Source organism: Nocardia shimofusensis NBRC 100134 (genome assembly GCF_001613125.1).
GTDB classification, from domain to species: Bacteria; Actinomycetota; Actinomycetes; order Mycobacteriales; family Mycobacteriaceae; genus Nocardia; species Nocardia shimofusensis.
Genome location: NZ_BDBT01000014.1, coordinates 37,545 through 59,923 on the forward strand (window position 1 = coordinate 37,545; position 22,379 = coordinate 59,923).

The 22,379-nt window shown below is 70.7% G+C and carries 21 protein-coding genes; 20 read left to right on the forward strand and 1 reads right to left on the reverse strand.

Annotation, left to right across the window (positions count from 1 at the left end):
* Positions 1–396 precede the first annotated feature (396 nt).
* Genes NS3_RS16910 through NS3_RS16925 form a run of 4 tightly spaced genes read left to right on the forward strand, consistent with a single transcriptional unit; the run spans position 397 to position 4,096 of the window.
* A complete protein-coding gene (locus NS3_RS16910; protein ID WP_067860938.1) occupies positions 397–1,638 on the forward strand; it encodes a class I SAM-dependent methyltransferase in 1,242 nt (413 codons plus the stop codon).
* Positions 1,635–2,417, forward strand: coding sequence for a glycosyltransferase family protein (locus NS3_RS16915; protein WP_067860751.1), 783 nt, complete (start codon positions 1,635–1,637; stop codon positions 2,415–2,417). Before NS3_RS16910 ends, NS3_RS16915 begins: the two co-directional genes overlap by 4 nt.
* The gene (locus NS3_RS16920; protein WP_245649661.1) at positions 2,414–3,064 is read left to right on the forward strand and encodes a PIG-L deacetylase family protein; all 651 of its coding nucleotides are present in this window, start codon (positions 2,414–2,416) and stop codon (positions 3,062–3,064) included. Before NS3_RS16915 ends, NS3_RS16920 begins: the two co-directional genes overlap by 4 nt.
* 3 nt (positions 3,065–3,067) lie before the next feature.
* Positions 3,068–4,096: an NAD-dependent epimerase/dehydratase family protein gene (locus NS3_RS16925; protein WP_067860753.1), complete on the forward strand. Its 1,029-nt coding sequence runs from the start codon at positions 3,068–3,070 to the stop codon at positions 4,094–4,096.
* On the opposite strand, the gene rfbC is transcribed toward NS3_RS16925, so the two are convergent.
* Complete coding sequence (gene rfbC / locus NS3_RS16930) at positions 4,080–4,646, reverse strand: dTDP-4-dehydrorhamnose 3,5-epimerase (RefSeq protein WP_067860755.1); 567 nt, start codon at positions 4,644–4,646, stop codon at positions 4,080–4,082. The two genes, NS3_RS16925 and rfbC, sit on opposite strands and share 17 nt — an antisense overlap.
* Positions 4,647–4,660: 14 nt before the next feature.
* Here rfbC and NS3_RS16935 point away from each other — a divergent pair, with 14 nt between their 5' ends.
* The 16 genes from NS3_RS16935 (at position 4,661) to NS3_RS17010 (ending at position 22,257) form a co-directional block, all read left to right on the forward strand.
* Complete coding sequence (locus tag NS3_RS16935; protein WP_067860757.1) at positions 4,661–5,773, forward strand: class I SAM-dependent methyltransferase; 1,113 nt, start codon at positions 4,661–4,663, stop codon at positions 5,771–5,773.
* Positions 5,770–6,609 (forward strand): glycosyltransferase family 2 protein, encoded by an 840-nt coding sequence (locus NS3_RS16940; RefSeq protein ID WP_067860759.1) that lies wholly within the window; start codon positions 5,770–5,772, stop codon positions 6,607–6,609. Before NS3_RS16935 ends, NS3_RS16940 begins: the two co-directional genes overlap by 4 nt.
* 26 nt (positions 6,610–6,635) lie before the next feature.
* Positions 6,636–7,685: a glycosyltransferase family 4 protein gene (locus NS3_RS16945; RefSeq protein ID WP_067860940.1), complete on the forward strand. Its 1,050-nt coding sequence runs from the start codon at positions 6,636–6,638 to the stop codon at positions 7,683–7,685.
* A complete protein-coding gene (locus tag NS3_RS16950) occupies positions 7,682–8,908 on the forward strand; it encodes a glycosyltransferase family 4 protein (protein ID WP_067860761.1) in 1,227 nt (408 codons plus the stop codon). The genes NS3_RS16945 and NS3_RS16950 overlap by 4 nt, the downstream gene beginning before the upstream one ends.
* Positions 8,905–10,440 carry a lipopolysaccharide biosynthesis protein gene (locus NS3_RS16955; RefSeq protein ID WP_084495658.1) on the forward strand — a complete coding sequence of 512 codons (1,536 nt, stop codon included), beginning with the start codon at positions 8,905–8,907 and terminating at the stop codon, positions 10,438–10,440. Before NS3_RS16950 ends, NS3_RS16955 begins: the two co-directional genes overlap by 4 nt.
* Complete coding sequence (locus NS3_RS16960) at positions 10,437–11,441, forward strand: CgeB family protein (RefSeq protein WP_067860763.1); 1,005 nt, start codon at positions 10,437–10,439, stop codon at positions 11,439–11,441. Before NS3_RS16955 ends, NS3_RS16960 begins: the two co-directional genes overlap by 4 nt.
* A complete protein-coding gene (locus tag NS3_RS16965; protein WP_245649662.1) occupies positions 11,428–12,846 on the forward strand; it encodes a hypothetical protein in 1,419 nt (472 codons plus the stop codon). Before NS3_RS16960 ends, NS3_RS16965 begins: the two co-directional genes overlap by 14 nt.
* Positions 12,846–14,396 (forward strand): hypothetical protein, encoded by a 1,551-nt coding sequence (locus tag NS3_RS16970; protein WP_067860765.1) that lies wholly within the window; start codon positions 12,846–12,848, stop codon positions 14,394–14,396. The genes NS3_RS16965 and NS3_RS16970 overlap by 1 nt, the downstream gene beginning before the upstream one ends.
* Positions 14,393–15,724, forward strand: coding sequence for a glycosyl hydrolase family 28-related protein (locus tag NS3_RS16975; RefSeq protein ID WP_067860767.1), 1,332 nt, complete (start codon positions 14,393–14,395; stop codon positions 15,722–15,724). Before NS3_RS16970 ends, NS3_RS16975 begins: the two co-directional genes overlap by 4 nt.
* 3 nt (positions 15,725–15,727) lie before the next feature.
* A complete protein-coding gene (locus tag NS3_RS16980; protein WP_084495662.1) occupies positions 15,728–16,321 on the forward strand; it encodes a YdcF family protein in 594 nt (197 codons plus the stop codon).
* A gap of 36 nt (positions 16,322–16,357) precedes the next feature.
* Positions 16,358–17,704 (forward strand): glutamate-1-semialdehyde 2,1-aminomutase, encoded by a 1,347-nt coding sequence (locus tag NS3_RS16985; protein ID WP_067860769.1) that lies wholly within the window; start codon positions 16,358–16,360, stop codon positions 17,702–17,704.
* A gap of 121 nt (positions 17,705–17,825) precedes the next feature.
* A complete protein-coding gene (locus NS3_RS16990) occupies positions 17,826–18,953 on the forward strand; it encodes a glycosyltransferase (RefSeq protein WP_067860771.1) in 1,128 nt (375 codons plus the stop codon).
* Between the two features lie 139 nt (positions 18,954–19,092).
* Positions 19,093–19,848 (forward strand): prolipoprotein diacylglyceryl transferase, encoded by a 756-nt coding sequence (locus NS3_RS16995; RefSeq protein ID WP_067860773.1) that lies wholly within the window; start codon positions 19,093–19,095, stop codon positions 19,846–19,848.
* Positions 19,845–20,420 (forward strand): hypothetical protein, encoded by a 576-nt coding sequence (locus tag NS3_RS17000; protein WP_067860775.1) that lies wholly within the window; start codon positions 19,845–19,847, stop codon positions 20,418–20,420. The genes NS3_RS16995 and NS3_RS17000 overlap by 4 nt, the downstream gene beginning before the upstream one ends.
* Positions 20,417–21,982 (forward strand): radical SAM protein, encoded by a 1,566-nt coding sequence (locus NS3_RS17005; RefSeq protein WP_067860777.1) that lies wholly within the window; start codon positions 20,417–20,419, stop codon positions 21,980–21,982. Before NS3_RS17000 ends, NS3_RS17005 begins: the two co-directional genes overlap by 4 nt.
* Positions 21,979–22,257: a hypothetical protein gene (locus NS3_RS17010; RefSeq protein WP_067860779.1), complete on the forward strand. Its 279-nt coding sequence runs from the start codon at positions 21,979–21,981 to the stop codon at positions 22,255–22,257. Before NS3_RS17005 ends, NS3_RS17010 begins: the two co-directional genes overlap by 4 nt.
* Positions 22,258–22,379: the final 122 nt, after the last annotated feature.

A 22,379-nucleotide genomic window follows, 5' to 3' on the forward strand; every position in this document is an offset into this window, starting at 1 on the left:
AAATAGGGGCGGAATGCCTGCCTGTGACAGCACGTCCGGCGACGCCATGCGGAGACGATTCGAAGCCGGGCCGATCTGTTGCGAAAGTATTGCCACATAACGGCGTTGGGCACAAGTGGTGCGATCGAGATCACAGTGTAACGGGGTCTGGTCGGGGTATACGCGTATGCGCTCGAAAGGGGTGGGCCGGGCTCCGGTGGCGAATTCTCGGCGTGACCGGGCGGCCGGATCGATAACTGCTGGTGTGCTGCGCCGGGGCGGTAAAGAGCATCGATCGAACGGACGACTCGCGGATTCGGCGTGCGAGTGCTAGCTTTCCGGGGTCGGCAGAGAAGTCGCTTCTCGGGCTGCGGGGCGCCGCCGACGGTTAGGTTTGTTTTCGAGTGGAGCCCGGTGTTGCGTTGTCGTCTGTGTGACTCTTCTCGGTTGAGCAGTGTGCTCGACCTGGGAGCCACACCTCCGTGTGAGAAATTCCTGTCCGCCGATGAGCTGGACCGGCCCGAACCCACTTATCCGCTGCATCTGCGGGTGTGTGAGGACTGCCTGCTGGCGCAGATCCCGGCGTTGATCACCCCGGAAGAGACGTTCACCGAATACGCCTACTTCTCCTCCTACTCCGATTCCTGGGTGCGGCACGCGCGCGAGTTCGTCGCCGGCGCCGTCGCGCGGCTGGGGCTCGGTGGCGAATCGTTCGTGGTGGAGGTGGCCAGCAACGACGGCTACCTGCTGCGTCACGTCGTCGAGGCGGGCGTGCCGTGCCTGGGTATCGAGCCTTCGGTGAATGTGGGCGCGGCCGCGCGCGAGGCTGGTGTGCCGACGCTGACCCGGTTTCTGGACCCGGAGCTGGCCGGACAGGTGCGTGCCGAGCACGGGCCCGCGGACCTGGTGGTCGCCAACAACGTCTACGCGCACATCCCGGACCTGCTCGGATTCACCCGTGCGCTGGCCACGCTGGTGGCCGAGGACGGGTGGATCTCCATCGAGGTGCATCACGCGCTGAATCTGGTGCGGCACGGACAGTTCGACACCATCTATCACGAGCATTTCCAGTACTACACGCTGGATTCGGCGCAGCGAGCGCTGGCCACGGCCGGTCTGGCCGTCGCCGACGTCGAGGAGTTGGGCACCCACGGCGGATCGTTGCGGATCTGGGCGCGCCCGCGGGCGGTCGCCGAGCCGACGGCGCGGGTGGGCCGGGTGCTCGCGGCCGAGGCCGCTGCGGGTCTGCACACCGTCGCCGGATGGGACGTGCTGCGCACCCGCGCCCAAGCGGTGCGGCAGGATCTGCTGCGGTTTCTGCTCGATCAGCGAGCGGCCGGCAAACGGGTTGTCGGCTACGGCGCGCCGGGCAAGGGCAACACGTTGCTCAACTACTGCGGTATCCGCCCGGATCTGCTCGAGTACACCGTGGATCGCAACCCCTACAAGCACGGCCGGTTCACCCCGGGTACCCGCATTCCGATCCACGCTCCCGAACGCATCGACGCGGACCGTCCGGATGTGGTGGTGGTGTTGCCGTGGAATCTGGAGGCGGAGCTGACCGCGCAACTGGCCCATATCGGTGCGTGGGGTGGGCGGCTGGTGTTCCCGATGCCCACGGTGCGGGTGGTCGAGCCGATGGAGGTCGGTGCGCGGTGAAGGTCGTGCTCTTCTGCGGCGGGTACGGCATGCGGATGCGTTCCGGTGACGGCGACGGCGTGCCCAAGCCGATGCAATTGGTCGGTCCGCGCCCGCTGATCTGGCATGTGATGCGCTATTACGCGCACTTCGGGCACACCGAGTTCATCCTGTGCCTGGGCTACGGCGCTCACCACATCAAGGACTTCTTCCTCACCTATCGGGAGACGATGTCCAACGACTTCGTCATCCGTGGCGGCGAGGTGCAGCTGCTGGGTTCCGACATCGCGGACTGGACGATCACCTTCGTCGACACCGGGGTGGAATCGGCGATCGGGGAGCGGCTGCGGCGGGTGCGCCCGTACCTCGACGGCGACGAGATGTTCCTGGCGAACTACTCCGACGTGCTGACCGACGCGCCCCTGGACCTGATGGTCGAGAAGTTCCGGGACTCGGAGGCCGCGGCGTCGATGATGATCGTGCCGCCGCAGTCGTCGTTCCACTGCGTGGATGTGCTGCCGGGCGGGGAGATCAAGAACATCACCCCGGTCGCGAAGCTGCCGATATGGGAGAACGGCGGGTTCTTCGTCCTCACCCAGGAGATCTTCGATCACCTGCCCGAGAACGGGGACCTGGTCGAAGACGCCTGCGGGGCGCTGGCCGCCCAGGGCAGGCTGTTCGGCTACCAGCACTTCGGGTTCTGGAAACCGGCCGACACGTTCAAGGAACGCGCCGAGCTCGACGCCGGATACGTCCGGGGCGAGCGGCCGTGGATGGTGTGGGAGCGTCCGGCGCGGTGATCACACTGACCCCGTCGCGGCTCACCGAGATCGCGATGCTCGGTGCGCACTGTGACGACATCGCCATCGGCATGGGCGCGACCCTGCTGACCGTCGCCGCCGCCAACCCGGGCCTGCGGGTGCGTGCGCTGGTGCTCTCCGGCGGCGGCACCGACCGTGCTGCCGAGGAACGGCACGCGCTCGAATCCTTCTGCCCTGGAGCCGATCTCGAACTGACCGTGCTCGACGTGCCGGACGGGCGCGCGCCCGCGCACTGGGACCGGATCAAGGACGCACTCGCGGCGTTCCGGGCAGGCGTCGAACCGCAGCTGGTGTTCGCGCCGCAGCGCGCCGACGCCCACCAGGACCACCGTCTGCTGGCCGAGCTGGTGCCCACCGAGTTCCGCGACCACGCGGTGTTCGGCTACGAGATCCTCAAGTGGGAGACCGACACCCCGCGCCCGAACGTGCTGCATCCGGTGACCCCGGAGATCGCCCGGCGCAAAGCCGAACTGCTGGCGCGGTGCTATCGCTCCCAAGCCCACCGGGACTGGTTCGACGACGAGTCGTTCCTCGGTCTCGCGCGCCTGCGGGGCGTGCAATGCCACGCCGGGTACGCGGAGGGTTTCGTGGTGGACAAACTGATCGTCGATTTCGGAGGTGCGTAGCAGATGCGTGTTCTGGTCACCGGCTACCAGGGGTACCTGGGAACGGTCATGACCCCGGTGCTGGCCGCGCGCGGGCACGAGGTCGTCGGCTTGGACACCGGATATTTCGCCGACTGCGTGCTCGGCGGTGAACCCGCCGATCCGCCCGGGGTGGCGCTGGATCTGCGCGACGTGCGGGCCGAGCATCTGACCGGTGTCGACGCGGTGGTGCATCTGGCGGCGCTGTCGAATGATCCGTTGGGGGCGCTGGTCCCGCAGATCACCCACGACATCAACCATCACGCGTCGGTGCGCCTGGCGCGGCTGGCCAAGGACGCCGGGGTGCGCCGGTTCCTGTACGCCTCGACGTGCTCGGTGTACGGCGCCGCCGGTGACGGGCTGGTCGACGAGTCCGCGCCGTTGCGTCCACTGACCCCTTACGCGCAGAGCAAAGTGCGTGTCGAGGACGATCTGCTGGCGATGGCCGACGCCGATTTCGCGCCGGTGTTCCTGCGCAACGCGACGGCGTTCGGGTTCTCGCCGCGGCTGCGCGCCGACATCGTGCTCAACAATCTGGTCGGGCACGCGGTGCTCGACGGGGTGGTGAAGGTGCTTTCCGACGGCACGCCGTGGCGTCCGCTGGTGCATGCCGCCGATATCGCCGAGGCGTTCGCGGTGTGCTTGGAGGCGCCGGTGGACACGATTTCCGGGCGCGCCTACAACATCGGCACCGAGGTCAACAACCGGACTGTCGCCGAGATCGCCGAGGCGGTGGCCGCGGTGGTGCCCGGCTCGAAGGTCGTCATCACCGGGGAGTCCGGCGCCGATCCGCGTTCCTATCGGGTGGATTTCGGTGCGGCTCGGCGGGAGCTGGGGTTCCAGGCGCGCTGGAGCATCGCCGACGGCGCGCAGGAGCTGTATCGGGAGTACATCGCGCGCGGATTGACCGCGCAGGATTTCGCGGGCCGGTTCGTGCGGTTGGCGCGGCTGCGGGCGCTGGGTGAATCCGGTGCGGTCGACGCCGAGCTGCGCCGGGTCAGGGCCGGTGCGTGAGGTGTGCGGAGTCGATCAGCTCCTGCCAGCTGCCCGCGGCGCGGTCGCGGGCGGAGATCACGGTGACCGGCAGCGGCCATGCGACGGCGAGGTCGGGGTCGTCGTAGGCCACCGCCAGGTCCTCGGCCGGGTCGTGCGGGCGGTCGATGCGGTAGCAGACGTCGGCGGTGCCGGTCAGCGCCTGGAAGCCGTGCAGGAAGCCCGGCGGGACGTAGAGGTGATGGAAGTCGGTGTCGTCGAGGCGGAACGCCTGATGGCGGCCGAAGGTCGGCGAGCCGGGGCGGATGTCGACGAGCACGTCGTGCACGGCGCCGTGGGAGCAGCGGACCAGTTTGGCTTCGCCTGCTCCGCGGCGTCCGTGCAGTCCGCGCACCACACCGCGCCGCGACCGGGACTGGGAGTCCTGCACGAAGCGTGCCGCCGCGCCGGCGCCGTGAGCGGTGTCGAAGACCTCGGCGTCGAAGGTGCGGGTGAACAGTCCGCGTTCGTCGTGGAACGGTTCGGGGATCAGCAGCTCGACATCGGCGAGTTCGGTGGTCTGGATGCGCACCCGGTGATGGTGCCATGAGCGGAATCTGCCTGGCGTGCGGCGGCGCGGCGTTGGAGACGGTGCTGGATCTGGGGGCGATGCCTGCCGCGGACTGGTTCCCGCCGGTCGAACAGCCCTACGACCCGGCCGAGGCGGGGTATCCGCTGGCGATGCTGTTGTGCCGGGGCTGCGGCCTGGCGCAGTTGGAGCGCGATGACACCGTCACCGAGGAACCGCGCGGGGTGGAGCCGCGGGCGTTGCGTGAGCAGGCCGCCGACGCGGTCGCCCGGGTCGCGGCGGCGGGGTTGCTGCGGGGGCGCACGGTGCGCGAGTTCGGCAGCCCGCACGGCGGCAGCTGGCTGGATCTGCTCGCCGCGCGCGGGTTCACCGCGGTCGACGGCATCACCGGCGGGGTCGCCGATGTGGTGCTGGACTGTTTCGGGTTGATGCACGAACGCGATCAGCGGGCGGCGTTCGCGCAGCGGGCGGCGGCCACCGCGCCCGGTGGGGTGCTGCTGGTGCAGTACCATCCGTTGCACACGATTGTCGGTGGGGATCAATGGAATGCGTTGCGGCACGGGCATTTCGCCTATTACGGCCTGCGGGTCCTGCGGGACATGCTGTCCGCGGCCGGGTTGTCGGTGGTGCGTGCGTGGGACTTCGATCTCTACGGCGGCACGGTGCTGATCGCGGCCGTGCCGGGGCAGGCGCGGGCCGGTGAATCGGTGACGCGGGTGCTCGAGCGTGAGGCGACGGTGAGCGACCCGCAGGTGGTGCGCGGACTGCAGCGCGCGGCCGACCGGCAGGGCGCGGCGCTGCGCGCGGCGCTGGAAGCCGAAGCCGCCCGCGGTGCGCGGGTGTATGCCTACGGGGCGGCCTCGCGGGCGGTGGCGTTGCTGTGCCGGGCCGGGATCGATCGTGCGCTGCTGGCCGGTGTCGCCGACGCCTCGCCCGCCAAACAGCGGCGGCGGATGCCCGGGACCGATATCCCGATCATCTCGCCGGAACACCTGGTCGCCGCACGCCCGGACCGGGTGCTGCTGACCGTGCCCGACCTGCTCGCCGAAGTCGCCGAGCGCTACCCGCAACTCGACGGCCGCTGGTTCGGAGTCGACGACGCGCAACCGGTGGCGGGGAGGGCGTTGTGAACACGCTCGTCTCGGTCTGTGTCCCCGCCTACAACGCGGAACGGACCCTGGAACAGACTCTGCGCTCGATCCTGGATCAGGATCTGGATTTCGAGTTGGTGGTGCTGGACAACGCCAGCGACGACGCCACCGGCGAGATCGCGGCTTCCTTCGGCGACCCGCGGCTGCGGGTCGAACGCAACGAGACCACCCTGCCGATCGGTGACAACTGGAATCGCGCGATCGGCCACTCCACCGGCGCACTGGTGAAAGTGGTGTGCGCCGACGACATCCTGCTGCCGGGCTCGCTGGCCGCGCAGGTGGAGGTGATGCGCGATGCGTCTTTCGCGATCAGTTCCACGCGGTTCCAGGTGATCGACGAACAGGGTGAGCTGGTCGAAACCGATCTCGGCCTGCCCGGTCTGGCCGGGGTGCACAGTCCGCGGGCGCTGGCGCGGACCATCGTGCGGCGCGGACCCGCCGATTTCGGGCCCACCGCCGCGGCGATGTTCCGGCGTGAGCATTTCGACCGGGTCGGCGGGCTGCGGGGGGACCTGGTGTTCCCGATGGATGTCGACCTGTTCGCCCGCGTCGGCCAGTTCGGCTTGTTCTTCGGGTTGCCGCAGGTCGCCGCCGCCTGGCGGGACTCGACGTTCAATTTGTGCAGCCGCACCTCCACGGTCAGCAAACTCACCGAACTGCTGCGTTTCCATCATCGTCTGGCCCGTGACTGTCCGCGGCTGCTCTCGCCTGCGGATGTCGCCGTCGGTGACGTGCGGATCGCGGGCATGGCGTTGGAACGGCTGCGCGTGCGCGCCGGTGCGGCACTACGCGCAGGGCGTGGGTCGAGCCGATGACCGCCTCCGCCACGACCCGCGTGCACCTGTGCGGGTCGGAGTGGTTCGGCGCCGCCGCGGGCGGGCTGAACCGCTATTTCACCGACCTGTACGCCGCGCTGGCTCTGCGCGCCGACCTGTCGGTCACCGCCGCCGCTTTCGGCGACCCACCCGAGGGTGGGTCGTCGTGGGGTCCGGTCGGTGGCTCCACCCGGCAACGGGTCCGGACCGCGCGCCGCGACCCGGTCGCACGCACCGGTGAATCACTGATCCTGGACCGTCATTTCGCGCTCTACGGTCCGCCGCGCGGCAGGCATCGGCTGGTCGTGCACTTCCACGGGCCGTGGGCGGCGGAAAGCGCTGCGGCGGGACAGGGTTCGACGGCCGTGCGGACGAAGTATCTCGTCGAGCGGGTGCGGATGCTGCGTGCGGACCGGTTCGTGGTGCTCTCCGAGCACATGCGGGCCGTGCTGGCCGACGACTACGGGGTGGACCCGCGAGCGGTGGAGGTGATCGCGCCCGGGGTGGACCTGGACCGGTTCCGTCTCGCCGCTCCCGCCACCGAGGACCGGCCGATCGTGTTGTGTGTGCGACGGCTGGAGAACCGCATGGGTATCGACGTGCTGCTGCGCGCCTGGCCGGCGGTGCGCGCCGCGCACCCGTGGGCCAGGCTCGTCGTCGTCGGCACCGGCACCGCCGAACCCGCCCTGCGCGCCCGGGCCGAAACGCTCGGTGACGCGGTGTGGTTCACCGGCCGCGTCGGCGACGACGAACTGGCCGAACTCTATTCCCGCGCCGCGCTGACCGTGGTGCCCTCGGTCGCGCTCGAGGGGTTCGGGCTGATCGCGCTGGAATCGCTGGCCGCCGGGCGCGCCCCGGTGGTCACCGACTGCGGCGGGCTGCCCGACTCGGTGCGCGGACTCGATCCGAGCCTGATCGTGGCAGGCGGTGACGCCGACGCACTGGCCGCACGCCTGGTGGAGGCCCTGGACGGGAAACTGCCCGATGCCGCCGCCTGCCGCGCGCACGCGGAAACCTTCTCCTGGGCCGCGGCCGCCGAACGTCACGCCGTGCTGTATCGGGAGCTGGCCCGGTGACGCGCGCGGTCTTCCTCTCCCACACCGCCGCCCCCTCCGGCGCCGAGCTGGCGACGCTGCGGCTGCTCAGCGCCCTGGAGAGGAATACGAAGCGCACCGGTGAACGCCATGTCGCGGCGTCGGCCGGAGCCGCGGTCGGCGGCGGGGCGGTCGAGGAAGCAGCGCCGGTGCGCGCGTCGATGCTGCTGACCGAACACGGTCCGCTGGTGGAGTTGCTGCGCGCCCGCGGCATCCCGGTCACGGTGTGCGGCAACGACTTCGACAGCCGCAGCCTCACCATCGCCGGATCGGGACCGCTGCGGCTGATCGGCGGCGCGTTCGAGTTGATCCGGCTGGGCAGGCGGCTGGGAGAGTATGTGCGCGCCGAGAACGCCGATGTGCTGGTCGCCCAGAGCACCAAAGCGCTGCTGATGGGTGCGGTGGCGGCGCGGCGCGCGCGGGTGCCGCTGGTGTGGCAGGTGCACGACCGGATCGCGAGCGAGTACTTCGGGACCGTGCTGGCGGTGCTGCTGCGGACGCTGGGCTGGATCGTCGCGCGCGGCGTCGTCGCCAACAGCCACGCCACCCTGGCCACGCTCTGGACCCGCGGGCGCGTCGCCGCTGTCGCCTATCCCGGCGTGGAGGACACCGCCACGGGCGAACGCGCACCGCAACGCGCGCCCGCGGACACCCGGATCGTGCTCGTGGCCCGGCTCACCCCGTGGAAGGGCCACCACATCCTGCTGCGCGCCCTGCCGCTGCTGCGTCGCCCGCCTGCCGCGGTGACCCTGGTGGGCGGGACGTTCTTCGGGGAAGAGGACTACCGCCGTGAACTCGAACGCGCCGCGGCCGAGCTGACGGTTCCGGTCGCGTTCACCGGCCACGTCGACGATCCCGGCCCCTACCTGCGTGCGGCCGACATCGCGGTGCACTGCTCGGTGACGGCGGAACCGTTCGGGCAGGTCGTGGTGGAGGCCATGCGCGCCGGGTGCGCGGTCGTCGCCACCGACGCAGGCGGACCCACCGAGATCGTGCGCCACGACATCGACGGGCTGCTCGTGGCGCCCGGCGACCCGGCCGCCCTCGCCGCCGCTGTGGACCGGCTCGTCGCCGATCCCGCGCTGCGCACCCGTCTCGCCGACGCGGGCGCCCGGCGCTGCCGGGACTTCTCGATCGAGGAAACCGCGCGTGTGGTCACCGCGTTGCTGCACGCCGTCACCGGGAACGAGGTGGGTGCGCGATGAGCCTGGCCGATCAGACCACCGTCCCGATCCGTATCGTCGCCCGGCACTACCCGGTATCGCTGGACGGTCTGCGCACCCCCGACTACGACCTGCCCACCGAGGTCATCCCCGCCTTCGCCGACTGGCCGACCGAGAAGCTGCCGGTCCTGTCGACCCGCGCCCTGCACGCCGCCGCCGAGGAAGCCGCGGGCGCACCGCGGTCGCGGGCACGGGAACTGGCCGGGCTGCTGCGCGACATCGCCTACGTCAGTTTCGGCAAGTACGGCCAGTATCTGGTGACGGTGGCGACGTTGCCGCTGATCGCGCGCGTGCTCGGCACCGCCGGGCTCGGGCTGCTCGCCATCGGCATGTCCGCCTACTTCCTGGGCTCGCTGCTCATCGACCTGGGCATCACCTCCTACATGGCCGCGCGCGTGCAGGAATCGGGCATGCAGGAATCGGGTGTGGACTCCGGGGTGGTCAACCGCGTCCGCGGCACCTACCTGGTGATCCGCGCGAGCATCCTCGCCGTGGTCGGAGCGGCGTTGGCGATCGCGGTCGTCGCCGGCGCGCCCGAGCAGGCGACCATGATCGTGCTCGGCTTGTTCGTCGGCGGCTTCTGGTCGATGTCGGAGGACTGGGTGCTCATCGGCCAGGGCCGCTTCGGCGCCTCCACGCTGTATCAGTCCATCGCCCGCGTCGGCTATCTCGGGCTGCTGCTGGTGTTGCTGCCGAGATTCCCGAGCGCGGTCATGGCTCTGCTGTGCCTGCTGGGGTCGGCGGTGATCAGCGTCGCGTTGACCTGGTGGGATACCTGGCGCACCTTCGGCGCGCCGACCGCGCCGCGCGGAGTGTGGAAGCTGGTGCGTTCGGCGGTGCCGGTGGTCAGCGGACGCCTGCTCACCACCAGCTACGGGCAAGGCGCGGCGACCGTGTACGGCACCGTGCTCGACGCTGTCTCCCTCGGCTTGTTCTCCGCCTCGGACCGGTTGGTGCGCGCGGTGCAGTCCATGCTCGATCCCATCGGGTTCGCGCTGCTGCCGCGGCTGGCCGAACGGGGCAGCGGAGAACGGTTCTGGCCTGATGCGTTGCGCTCGCTGGCGGTGTGCGTGGCGGTGGCGTGTGTGGCCTCGGCGGCGTTGTGGGTCGGCGCGCCGCTGCTGATCCCGGTGGTGTTCGGCGCGGAATTCGCCGAAGCGGTCGCGGTGCTGCGCCTGGAAGCGTTGATCCTGCCCGCGACGACGGTGACCTCGTTCGTCACCACCGCGGTGCTGCCGGTGCGTCAGGACACCAACGGTGTGCTGATCGGGGCGCTCGTGGGCACCTGTGTGGCGGGTGCGGCGCTGCTCATGGCGGTGCGCACCCATTCGATGTGGACCCTGGCGGGCGGCATCGTCGCCGCCGAATGCGCCGTGGCCCTGTGGTATCTCGCGCGCATGCGCGGAATGTTCGTGCGTGAACGCGCCGCGAGTGCGCCCGGGGGTGCCGTCCTCGGCGAGGGTGCCCTCGGTGGCGGGGTCCGCACGGACGCGGAAAGAAGAAGGACGCGATGAAGATCCTGTTCCTCGGCGACGACTGGCTCGGCAGCAATGCGCGCTCGCTCGCCGAAGGTTTCCGAGCCCTCGGCCACGAAGTGATCGTGATCGACTCCACCCCGGCGACGCTGCCGCCACGGCTGTCGCCGTCGTGGATGTATGCCAAAACCCATGAGCAGCGCGCCCCGTGGACGATCGAGCGCATCCACACCCGTCTCGAGCGCGCCGCCGCCGAACTGCGCCCGGACCTGGTGTTCGGGTTCAAATCCGTGCACCTGGACCAGCGCCGCCTGCTCGACATCCCGGCCGCGCTGCACGTGCACTACAGTCCCGACGACGTCGCCAACCCGGCGAACACGACCGCGGACTATCTGGCGCACGAATCGGAATGGGATCTGGTGGTCACCACCAAACGTCACAACGTGCCCGAACTGCTGGCACGCGGAGCCGAGGAGGCGTTGTTCGTGCGCAGCGCCTACGACCCGGCCTGGCATCACCTGGCCGCCCGGCGCAGCACCCGCCAGTTCCTCGTCGGCTTCATCGGCGCCTGCCGCCCCGACCGCCGCGACGGCATGGTCTCCCTGGCCCGCACCTACGGTGCGCAACTGCTGGTGTGCGGGCCGGGCTGGCGGCGGGTGCGGCGGCTGCGCACCACCCGCGCCGCCGTCACCGCCGGGGTGTACGGGGAGGACTTCTCGATCACCGTGGCCTCGGTGACCGCGAACCTGGTGCTGCTCAACTCCGCCAACCGCGACACCCACACCTGCCGCACCTTCGAAGTGCCCGCCGCGGGTGGACTGTTCGTCGGCGAACGCACCGACGAACACGCCGAACTGCTCGAGGACGGCGCCGAAGCGTTCCTGTTCTCCAGTCGCGACGAACTCGACGACATCCTCGAACGCTGCTCGCAGTACCCCGACCAGGTGACCAAGATCGCCGAAGCCGGTCACCGGCGCATCGTCGAAGGCGAGCACACCTACACCGACCGGGCGAGGGAGATCCTGCGTGCCCTTCAGTAGTGTGCCGGGCACTGGTGTGCAGGGAATCGGTGATGTGCTCGGCAACGGCCCGCTGCTGGTGATCATCGCCGCGCTGGCGACGATGGTCCTCGCCGGAGTGCTGGTCTCCGGTGTGCTGCGGGTGCTGCTGATCGCCCAGGCCGTGTACTGGTCGATGTCGTATGTGGCGCGCCCGGTGCTGCTGCTGGTGGTGCGGCCCGACCCGCACTTCGGCGACAACATCGCCGACCCGAGGCTGGCGGAGATCGGCTACGACGTCGGCATCGAAGGCGCGCTCGGACCCGTCGCGTTCGGGCTGTCGGTATACGCCGCGCTCGTGCTCGCCTACGCGATATGGGCGCGTCCCCGCGAACGCGCCCGCCGCGCCGCCCTGGCGGGCGACCCCGACTTCATCACCACCCTGTGGGCGCTCTACGCGCTGGGCACCCTCGCCCGCTTGGCCAGTGTCGCGGGCGGCACGGCGGGGCAGGCCGGTGAAGTGGAAAGCGCCTCACCGCTGCTGAGCCTGCTCACCATGCCTGCCACCCTCGGCGCGGTCGGGTTGCTGGTGTTCGCGCGTCCGGCCACCCACCACGCCAACCTGGCGGTCCTCGGGTTCCTGGTCCTGGGTGAACTGTGGTGGACCACCGCCATCTCCTCCAAGACCCCGATTCTGGGTGCGGCGTTGGCGATCGCGGTGCGCTTCGCCCTCACCGGCTGGACGCGCGCCAAAATCGGTGGCATCGCGGCGGTGTCGGTGCTGGGCATCGTCGGGTTCGACTGGCTGCAGTCGCTCAAGACCACCCCGTATCTGAAAGCCGAAGCCGCCAACATCGATTCCGCCTACCCGGAGTCGGTGCGTCCGTTCCTGAGCCTGCTGCGCCGCTTCGACCTGCTCGAAGCCGCCACCGACGCCTACTATCTCGGGCCGAACTCGTGGTTGAGCGCCGGTGAGGTGATCGGACACCTGGCCAAAGCCATGGTGCCCAGCCAGCTGCTCACCACGGAGAAGCTGCACGCGGGCACGGCATGGGCCGCGCAGGTGCGCGGCGCGTCGGTGGACATGAGTCAGGTGTCGGTGTCGCTGGCCGAGGGCAATGTCGCCGAAGGTTATGTCCTCGGCGGGTACACCGGCGTCGTCGTCGGCATGGTGTTCACCGCCGTCGTGCTGATCGGGTGGGGGCGGTCGCTGTATGCCGGGCACCTGGTGCCGGTGCTGTTCGGTGTGGCGCTCATCGAGGTGCCGGTGGTGTTCGAGCGCGGGATGCTCGGCAGCGCCGAAACCCTCGGCAAATATCTGCAAGTCGTCGTGCTGGCCTGGCTGACCCGTCTCGCGGTGGGTTACTGGCGCCGGCACCGGGAACGGATCACCGAGCCGTCACCGCGGCCGGAACCGGCGATCGTTGGGAGTGAAGGAAACCGATGATGGAACTGCCCGACTATCTGCGTATCGCGCGCCGCCGCTGGCCGATACTGCTCGCCGGACCGGCGCTGGGCATCGGCCTGGCCGCCTACCAGGTGCAGGCGACCCCGCAGACCTATACCGCCTCCAGCAGCATGTATGTCTCGATGGCCACCGGCACCTCGGTCGCGGACTCCTATCAGGGCGGGCTGGCCGCCCAGCAGCGGGTGCGGTCCTACCTCGAGCTGGTCACCAGTGACACCGTCGTGGACCGTGTCATCGGCCAGCTGTCTCTGGACACCAGCCGTGGGGAGTTGGCCGCGCAGATCGGTGCGGACTCCCCGCCGGCGACGACCCTGTTGCAGGTCTATGTCACCGACGAGAATCCCGAACGCGCGCGCGTCATCGCCGATGAAGTCGTCTCCCAGATGCGTGCGCTGATCCACGATCTGGAAACCATCGAACGCAGCGCGGCTCCCGCCGCGCGCGTCGCCGTCGTCGACCGCGCCGAACTGCCCACCGAACCCGACGGTGGCGGCGGCACCAGCCTGCTCGCCGCGGGCGCGGTCGGTGGACTGCTGCTCGGCGCTGTCGCGGCCTACCTGCTGGAACGGTTCTCCCGCAGGCCCCGCGACCTCGACGACCTCGAACCGTTCGGCGTGCCGCTGCTGGGGACCGTCGACCTCGGCGGTGACGCCGAAACCGCCGGCCTGCGGGCCGTGCGCGCCCGCCTGCCCGAAACCGCCACACCCCTGCTGGTCACCGGGGCGGGCGCGGGCAGCGCACCGGGATTCGCCGCCGCGCTGGCCGGGGCGATGGCCGCCACCGGCCGCCGGGTGCTGCTCATCGACGCCGACACCACCGGCGCGGGCACCAGCACACTGCTGCCCGTCACCGCGGGGAACTGGCCGATCCGGGAATCGGCGACCCTGCACAGAACCACCGTCGCCGCCGGACACGACTACCTCGAGAACGCCACCCTGCGCACCACCAAGATCGACCTGCGCACCATCCCCGCCGCCGTGCCCGCCGACGAACCCGTCCTCGGCCCCCACATCCCCGGCGGACTCGACCTGGTGCTGCGCGGAGAAGCGCGCCTCGACGACACCACGACCAACTGGACCGCGCGCGGCATCACCGTGCTCACCCTCGGCACCGCCGACGCCCGCACTCCCGACCTGATCGCCTCGGCGCGCTTCACCGCGCTGCTCGCCGAGGCCGCGCAACGCTACGACCATGTGATCGTCGAAACCGCCGCTCCCGGCGACGCCGCCGACGCCGCCGCGGTGGCCGCACGCAGCGCGGGCGTCCTCGCGGTCACCGTGCTCGGCGACGCGACCACCACGCGGATCGAACAGGACCTGGCCGCGCTGGGGGCTGCGGGCGGCCAGCTCACCGGCCTGGTCGCCGTGCCGTCGCGGCGCACTCTGTGGCAGCGGCTGTCGGGCCGCGACACCACCGCACCTGTGCCGTCCGCCGCCACACCGCCCGCCGTCCCCGCCCCGAACCCGACCGCCGCCACGGCAGGCGCGGCGGCCACGGTCGACGCCGCAGGTCCCGGGCAGGTCCGATGACCGGACTCCGTCGCCGCCACCTGCTCGCCGCCGGACTCGGCATCGCCGCGGTGCCGATCGCCTCCTGCAACGCCCAGGAACCCACCGGCCCCATGCCACCGGGAGGAACCGCCGTGCGCAACATCCGTGACTTCGGCGCCGTCGGCGACGGCAAGGCCGACGACACCGCCGCTCTGGCCGAAGCCGCCCGCACCGACGGACCGCCGCCGGTGATCTACCTGCCCGCGGGCGACTACAAGGTGACCGCGTTCCCCGAGCTGCCCGATTACGCCGTCGTCTACGGTGACGGCGCCGACGTGACCACCGTGTTCTGCGAAACCGACACCACCCTGGTGACCCTGCGCAACAAGCAGCGGGTCCGGTTCGCGCGCATGGGTTTCTACCTCACCGGTCCCGAAGCGACCGCCATCCAGCTCAGCGAGTGTTTCCGCTGCAGCTTCGACACCGTGCTCGTGCGCGGTAATCACCTCGGCGACAACTTCCCCCGCTACGCCCGCCAACGCGGCGTCGTGCTGGAGGCCAACACCGGCGGCACCTCTTTCGTCGACTGCGACATCAACAACTTCGGGATCGGGCTGAGCACTTCCTGCATCCAGAACTACGTCACCTCCTCGAAGTTCACCAGCAACCGCATCGGCGTCCTCGGCGTCGGCACCGACGACCACGCGGCCGGACTGTCGATCACCAATTCCGAGTTCGTCTCCGACACAGATCCGGGCACCACCGACCGGCACCTGCTCATCGACGGGCCCGCCGCCAACTGGTGGCTGACCAACGTGTGGTTCGAAGGCTCCGAGGTCGCCGTGCAGGTCGGGGTGGCCGGACGCGGTGGGCCCGCCCAATTCGGCATGATCAACTGCAAAGTCGCCGGGCGCACCGCCTGCGTCGAACTCAACCACTGCCGCCAGCCGTATCTGGCCAACGTCGCCTTCGACCCCGACCCCGGCCACAGCCCCGCCGAACTGCGCATCGACCCCGCGGGCTGCCCCGAGGGCACCGCCGTCAACCTCATCTCCAGCGCGGGGGAGGACCTCGACTCGCGGGTGTTCCCCGACCACTGGCAGGTCATCGGACGCGGCCGCGTGCACCGGCCCACCTTCACCGGCACCGTCACCGCCCAAGGTACGGGCGAGGCCGAGATCCTGCGCGCCCGCTCCCAGGACGGCACCGCCGTCGCCTCCGTACTCGCCTCCGGCGCCTACGTTTCCGACCGCGCCGACGCCGGCGTGGTGCTGCGCGACGGCGAAGGCGGCTACTGGCGGCTCGTCGTGGCCCCCAACGGCGCACTGACCACCGCCCCTTTGGGCAAGGACCGGCCGGCCCGCTGACCCATGAGCACCACGCCCGGCGCCACCACGCCCCACCGCTGCAGGCCCAGCCTCCGGGGCCTGCTGTGCCTGCTGCGCCTTCCGCTGGCGATCGCGGCGACGATCACGGCCCTCGCCCTGGCCGGGATCCCGGTGTTCGTGCACCCCCAGCTCGACCCGCTACGGCCCGCCGACGCCATCGTGGTGCTCGGCGGCACCCCGTACGAACGCTTCGACATCGGTGTGGACCTCGCGCGCGCGGGACTGGCTCCGGAACTGGTGATCGCCGCCTCCACCGGCTTGGACGACCCTCTCATGGACCGCTACTGCCGCGGCGAATACCCGTTCCGGGTGCAGTGTTTCGAACCGCGCCCGTGGACCACCCAGGGCGAGGCGCAGGAGATCCGCCGCCGCGCCGAATCGGGCGGTTGGCGTCACATCATCGTCGTCACCTTCACCCCGCACATCTCCCGCGCCCGCTACATCATCGGCAAATGCTTCGACGGCGAACTCACCATGGTCGCCAGCCCCGCCCCGACCGGCCTGGCCTACCAGGGGTGGATGTATCTGCGCCAGAGCGCCGGCTATCTGCGAGCCTTCACCGAGACCGGCTGCTGAGCCGAAAGCTGCTGAGCCGAAAGAGGAACCCCCGCCGTGATCACCGACTTCACCCGCGACAACGCCGCCCAGGCCCGCCTGCACGACCTCGTGCCCGGCGGCGCCCACACCTACGCCCGCGGCGCCGACCAATACCCCGAAAACATGGCGCCGGTCCTCGTGCGCGGCCACGGCTGCCGCGTCACCGACTGCGACGGCAACGAATTCGTCGAATACGGCATGGGACTGCGCTCGGTCACCCTCGGCCACGGCTACCGGCCCGTCGTCGACGCCGTCACCGCCGCCATCGCCGACGGCGTCAACTTCTCCCGCCCCACCCTGCTCGAACTCACCGCCGCCGAAACGTTCCTGAACCTCGTCCCCGGCGCCGACATGGTGAAATTCGCCAAGAACGGCTCCGACACCACCACCGCCGCCGTCCGCCTGGCCCGCGCCGTCACCGGCCGAACCGCCATCGCCGTCTGCGACCAGCCGTTCTTCTCCGTCGACGACTGGTTCATCGGCACCACCGCCATGTCCGCGGGCATCCCGTCCCCACCCACCGTGCGCTTCGCCTACGGCGACCTCACCGCTCTCGACGCCGTGCTCACCGGCCACGACATCGCCTGCGTCGTCATGGAAGCCGCCACCGCGCTGCACGAACCACCCCCCGGTTACCTGGCCGGAGTGCGCGCACTGTGCGACCGGCACGGCGCACTGCTGATCTTCGACGAAATGATCACCGGCTACCGCTGGTCGGCGGGCGGCGCCCAGCAGATCTACGACATCACCCCCGACCTGTCGTGCTGGGGCAAAGCCATGGGCAACGGATTCCCCGTCTCCGCTCTCGCCGGCCGCCGCGACTACATGGAACTGGGCGGCCTGCGCACCGACGCCGAGCGCGTCTTCCTGCTCTCGACCACCCACGGCCCCGAAACCGGCTCCCTGGCCGCCTTCCTCGCCGTCGCCCACGCCTACACCACCACCGACCCCATCGGCCGGATGGAAGCCGCGGGTCGCTGCCTGCGCACCGGGTTCGAACAGATCACCGGCGAACTCGGCATCGGCGACCATCTGCGCATCGCGGGCCGCCCCTCCTGCCTGATCTTCCAGACCCTCGACCCGCACGGACACCCGTCCCAGCCGTACCGCACCCTGTTCCTGCAGGAAATGTTGCGCCGCGGCGTCCTCGGGCAGTCGTTCGTCACCTCCGCCGCCCACACCGACACCGACATCGACCACACCCTCGAGGCCTGTCGCGCCGCCGCCGCGATCTACGCCCGCGCCCTCGACCAGGGCAGCGTCGACGGGCTGCTGAACGGTCGCCCCGTCGCGCCCGCCCTGCGCGCCCTCGCCGCACCCCGTCGCCTGGAAAACCGCGCGCCCGCGACGAGACCCGCATGACCGCGCGCTCCACCGTCACCGCCGGACCGTCTCCACAGTCGATGCCCGCAGCATCGCCCGCATCGCACCGAACCGAACGACCCAGCACGCGGCGAGCCCGCAGCGCACAGGAGATCAAGCAATGACCGAGCCGCGCCTCGCGATCGTGCACGAACGCTTCACCGAATACGGCGGATCCGAAGCCGTGGTCGGCGAATTCGCGCGCACCTGGCCCCAGGCGCCGGTATTCGCGCCGCTGGTCGACGCCGCCCGCGCACCCGCCGTCGCCCACCCTCCGTGGGACACCATCACCGCCACCTGGCTCGACCGCGTACACGCCGCCACCGGCCGCCGCTCCCACGCGCCGCTGCTGCCGCTGGTGCCCCGAGCGCTGCGCGGACTGCCGCTGCGCGACGGCTACGACGCCGTCGTCGTCAGCCATCACTCCTTCGGCATCCAAGCGGCGCTGGCCACCGACGCGCCCGTGATCGCCTACGTGCACAGCCCCGCCCGCTGGGCCTGGGACCCCGCCTTCCGCGCCCGCGAAGCCGGCGGACTCGCCGGACGCGGCGCACTGGCGGCGCTGGGCGTTCTGGCCCGCCGCGCCGAACTCGCCGCCGCACCGCACCTGAGCGCCGTCGTGGCCAACTCCCATGCTGTCGCCGACCGCGTCCGCGACTGGTGGGGGCTGCCCGCCGAGGTGATCAATCCGCCCGTGCGCCTGGACCGTTTCGCTCCCGACCCGGCCCTCGCCCGCGAGGACTTCCTGCTCTTCGCCGGTCGCCTCGTCCCCTACAAACGCCCCGACCTGGCCATCCGCGCCGCCCAGCGCAGCGGCCGTCGTCTCGTCGTCGTCGGCGACGGACGCTACCGCCGCCACCTCGAAACCCTCGCGGGCCCGGAAACAACCTTCCTCGGCGCCGCACCCGATCACGTCCTCGTCGACATGTACCGCCGCTGCCATGCCCTGCTCATGCCCGGCGTCGAAGATTTCGGCATCGTCCCCGTCGAAGCCATGGCCTGCGGCACGCCGGTGATCGCGGTGGGGGAGGGCGGCGCCCTGGACACCGTGCTGCCCGGCCTCAGCGGCGCACACGTCGCCCACGGCGCCGACGACGAGGTCGTGGAAGGATTCGCCGCGGTGCTCGCCGACCCCACGGCGACCGACCTCGACCCCGCCGAGATCCGCGCCCACGCGCAAACCTTCGGCCCCGAGATGTTCCGGTCGCGGATGGCGCAGGTGGTCGACGGCGTCCTCGCCGCGCGCTGACCGGATCGCGGCGTCTCGCGATCTCCGGCCCCGCCGGAGCCCGACCCGCCGCACCGGCACACGCTCACCCCGGCCACGGAGATCGCGACGGGTAGTTCCACTCATGCCCGCCCGGACGCACCCCGGATACTCTCGCCCCATGGTGCCGCAGCTGATCTTCGGGCTCCCCACGCACGGGTTCTTCGTGGCGCTCGGGGTGGCGGTCGCCGCCGTCGTCTTCGTCGCCGAATGCCGACGCCGCGGTGCGCTCGGTGAGGAATCGCTGGTCGCGGTCACCGGCGCGCTGGTCGGCGGAGCGATCGGGATGCGCCTGTCGAGCCTGGCCGAAACCCTCGACCCCTACGAAAGCTGGCTGTTCGGCGCGCGCAGCGTGCTCGGCGGACTGCTCGGCGCCTACCTCGGTGTGCTCGTGGCCAAACGGCTGATCGGCTACCGCGAACGCACCGGCGACCTGTTCGCCCCCGCCGTCGCCCTCGGCATGGCCGTCGGCCGCATCGGCTGCCACCTCACCGAAGCGCCGGGACGCCCGACCGGACTGCCCTGGGGCGTGCACGCACCGGGCACGGTGCCCGAATGCCCCGGCTGCGCGAGCGGATCGGCTGTGCACCCCAGCTTCCTCTACGAAGTCGCCTTCCACCTGGCGGCGTTCTGCTGGCTGCGGTGGGCGCGCGAGAAGATCACCGCCCCAGGGGAACTGTTCACCCTCTACGTCGGCGCCTACGCCGTCTTCCGGTTCCTCGTCGAGTTCACCCGCGCCAACGACACCGTGTGGCTGGATCTGACCCGCCCGCAATGGTTCCTGATCCCCGGGCTGATGCTCGTCGCGGTGCGCTGGAGCATCGGCTACCGGCGCGGCGCCTACGACTCGATTCTCGGACGAAAGGTCGCGACATGACCACACCACCGCCCCCATCCGACCCGCCGTACCAGGGACCGCCACCGCCGCAGGGCCCCCCGCCCGATCACGAGACGCGGCACCGAGAACCGCAGCATCCCGGGCAGCGGTATCCCTGGCAGCGGTATCAGCCCTACGCGGGACCGATACCGTATCCGGGAGCGCCGGATCCCGCGCCGAGACAAGGCGGTGTCGTCGCCGCTTTCGCAGTCGCCGGAGCCGCCCTGTTCATCGTCGTCAACACTCTGTTCGGGCTCTTCGTCTTCGTCACCGTGGCAAACGCCGCCGACACCGCCGACTCCTACCCGGTGATCCTCGGCGTCGCCGCCGCGTTCAGCGCGCTGGCCGCGTTCGGTGGCGGTGCGGTCCTCATCCTGCTGCGCAAACCCGTCACCAAAGGCCTCGGCCTGGGATTGATGATCGGCTGGGCGCTGGTCAGCATCTGCACCGCAGGCTTCTGCACCGGCATCAACCCCAACCTCTACAGCGCGCCCCCACCGCACGGCGCGGCCACCGAGAACCACACGATGGTCACCGAGAACATGGTCACCGAGAACGGAGCACACCCATGAGCACCGGGATGCCGCTACGCGGGGACCGTATCCTGCGCTACGTCACCGCGTTCTGCCCCGAATGCCACCACGAGAACCCGGACCGGCCGCTGCCCGAGGTCGCTCGTCTGTCGGGCTGGCTCGCCGAACGCGACGGCCGCGTGCACCTCGAACGCGGCTGTCCCCGCCACGGCATGATCCGCACCCTCTACGACGAGAATCCCGAAATCCTCACCTACCTCGAACGCTGGACCGCCCCCACCAAGGCCCACCTGCCCGACACACCCGGCAACTTCGACCCGGTGCCCTCGGCCTACCTGCGCGGGCTGCCGGAAATGCAGACCCAGCACACCTGCATCCTGCTCGAAGACATCGTCGACACCTGCAACCTGCGCTGCCCCACCTGCTTCGCCGACTCCGCCCCCGACCTCGGCGGCGTCGTCGCCGTCGCCGACGTCCTCGCCAACGTCGATCAGCGCCTGGCCCGCGAGCACGGCACACTCGACGTTCTCATGCTCTCCGGCGGCGAACCCACCCTGCACCCGCAACTGCCCGAACTGCTCGCCGAGCTCACCGCCCGCCCCATCACCCGAATCCTGATCAACACCAACGGCATTCGCATCGCCCGCGACGACGATCTGCTCGCCCTGATCGCCGAACACCGCGAACGCGTCGAGATCTACCTGCAGTTCGACGGCCTCAGCGCCGCGGCGTCGCGCCACCACCGTGGCGGCGACCTGCGCGCACTCAAAGCGTTAACCCTGCAACGCCTCTCCGAGCACGCCGTGTTCACCACCCTGGTGATGACCGCCGCCCTCGGCGTCAACGACGACGAGATCGGCGCCGTCGTCCAGACCGCGCTGGACACCCCGTTCGTCGGCGGGGTGTCCATCCAACCCCAATTCGGCTCCGGCCGATCCGGCGAGATCGACCCCACCGACCGGCTCACCCACACCGGCGTGCTGGCCCGCCTCGAGCCCCAAACCGGCGGCCGGGTCACCTGGCGTGACCTCACCGCCCTGCCCTGCTCCCACCCGCACTGCTGCTCGGTCGGCTACCTGCTGCGCGACGACGCCGGAACCTGGCGTTCCCTGGTCGGGCTCATCGGCCACGACACCCTCGCGCAACGACTCGGACTGGTCGCCAACCGCATCGCCGACAGCGACATCCCCGCCGAACTGCGCCTGGCCGTACGCGAATCACTGCACGGACTGCTCTCCGAACAATCCTCCCTGTCCCACCCCGACATCGGGAAACTGTGGCAGAACATCTGCCAGACCTGCGATCTGGGCATGTCCACCCTGCTCACCCTGGCCTCCTCGGCGCTGCCCGGCCGCAGAGCCCGGCTGCGCCGACTGCTCGGCGAACGCGTCGTGCGCATCACCGTCAAACCGTTCATGGACATCTCCACCATGATCGAAGAACGCCTCACCCAATGCTGCGTCCACGTCGGCACCCGCGCGGGCACAGCCGACCAATGCGCCCCGTTCTGCGCCGTACAGGCCTGGCCCGCCCTGTCCCGCCAACGTCTCTCCGCCGCCGCGCCCGCCGGACGCGCGCTGCTGCCGGTGCAGCCGCGATGAGCGAAACCGGTGTCTACTACCAGGAAGCGGTCGCACGCCGATCGCCACCCGACCCGCTGAACCTGTGCGTCTACGCCACTGTCGCCCTGCTCACCTGGCTGCTCGGCCCCATCGCGCTGACCGGTTTCGCCGCGCTCGGATTCCTCGCCTACTGGCGGGCCAGGCGGGCGGGGTTGCTGCGCAGCAAGTGCTGGTTGCGCGACACCCGGCTGGTACTGGCCTATCTGGCCGTCCTGAGTGTCGTCGGCGTGCTGGCCTCGACGCCACTGCTGTAGGTCCGCGCTGTCGCTACCGGTCCACCGGCCGTCGACGATAGGGAGCGACGGACCCGGCGCCCCGGCTACCGCGACCATCAGGACCCCGGCTACCGGAACCGGTCGAGCCGACCGGGCCGGGG

Bases quoted from the DNA above. Each gene is read 5' to 3' on its own strand.
- NS3_RS16955 (WP_084495658.1), top strand. From the start codon at position 8,905: ATGAGCCTGGCCGATCAGACCACCGTCCCGATCCGTATCGTCGCCCGG.
- NS3_RS16975 (WP_067860767.1), top strand. From the start codon at position 14,393: ATGACCGGACTCCGTCGCCGCCACCTGCTCGCCGCCGGACTCGGCATC.
- NS3_RS17010 (WP_067860779.1), top strand. From the start codon at position 21,979: ATGAGCGAAACCGGTGTCTACTACCAGGAAGCGGTCGCACGCCGATCG.
- NS3_RS16925 (WP_067860753.1), top strand. From the start codon at position 3,068: ATGCGTGTTCTGGTCACCGGCTACCAGGGGTACCTGGGAACGGTCATG.
- NS3_RS16970 (WP_067860765.1), top strand. From the start codon at position 12,846: ATGGAACTGCCCGACTATCTGCGTATCGCGCGCCGCCGCTGGCCGATA.
- NS3_RS16935 (WP_067860757.1), top strand. From the start codon at position 4,661: ATGAGCGGAATCTGCCTGGCGTGCGGCGGCGCGGCGTTGGAGACGGTG.
- NS3_RS16980 (WP_084495662.1), top strand. From the start codon at position 15,728: ATGAGCACCACGCCCGGCGCCACCACGCCCCACCGCTGCAGGCCCAGC.
- NS3_RS16960 (WP_067860763.1), top strand. From the start codon at position 10,437: ATGAAGATCCTGTTCCTCGGCGACGACTGGCTCGGCAGCAATGCGCGC.
- NS3_RS17005 (WP_067860777.1), top strand. From the start codon at position 20,417: ATGAGCACCGGGATGCCGCTACGCGGGGACCGTATCCTGCGCTACGTC.
- NS3_RS16995 (WP_067860773.1), top strand. From the start codon at position 19,093: ATGGTGCCGCAGCTGATCTTCGGGCTCCCCACGCACGGGTTCTTCGTG.
- NS3_RS16990 (WP_067860771.1), top strand. From the start codon at position 17,826: ATGACCGAGCCGCGCCTCGCGATCGTGCACGAACGCTTCACCGAATAC.
- NS3_RS17000 (WP_067860775.1), top strand. From the start codon at position 19,845: ATGACCACACCACCGCCCCCATCCGACCCGCCGTACCAGGGACCGCCA.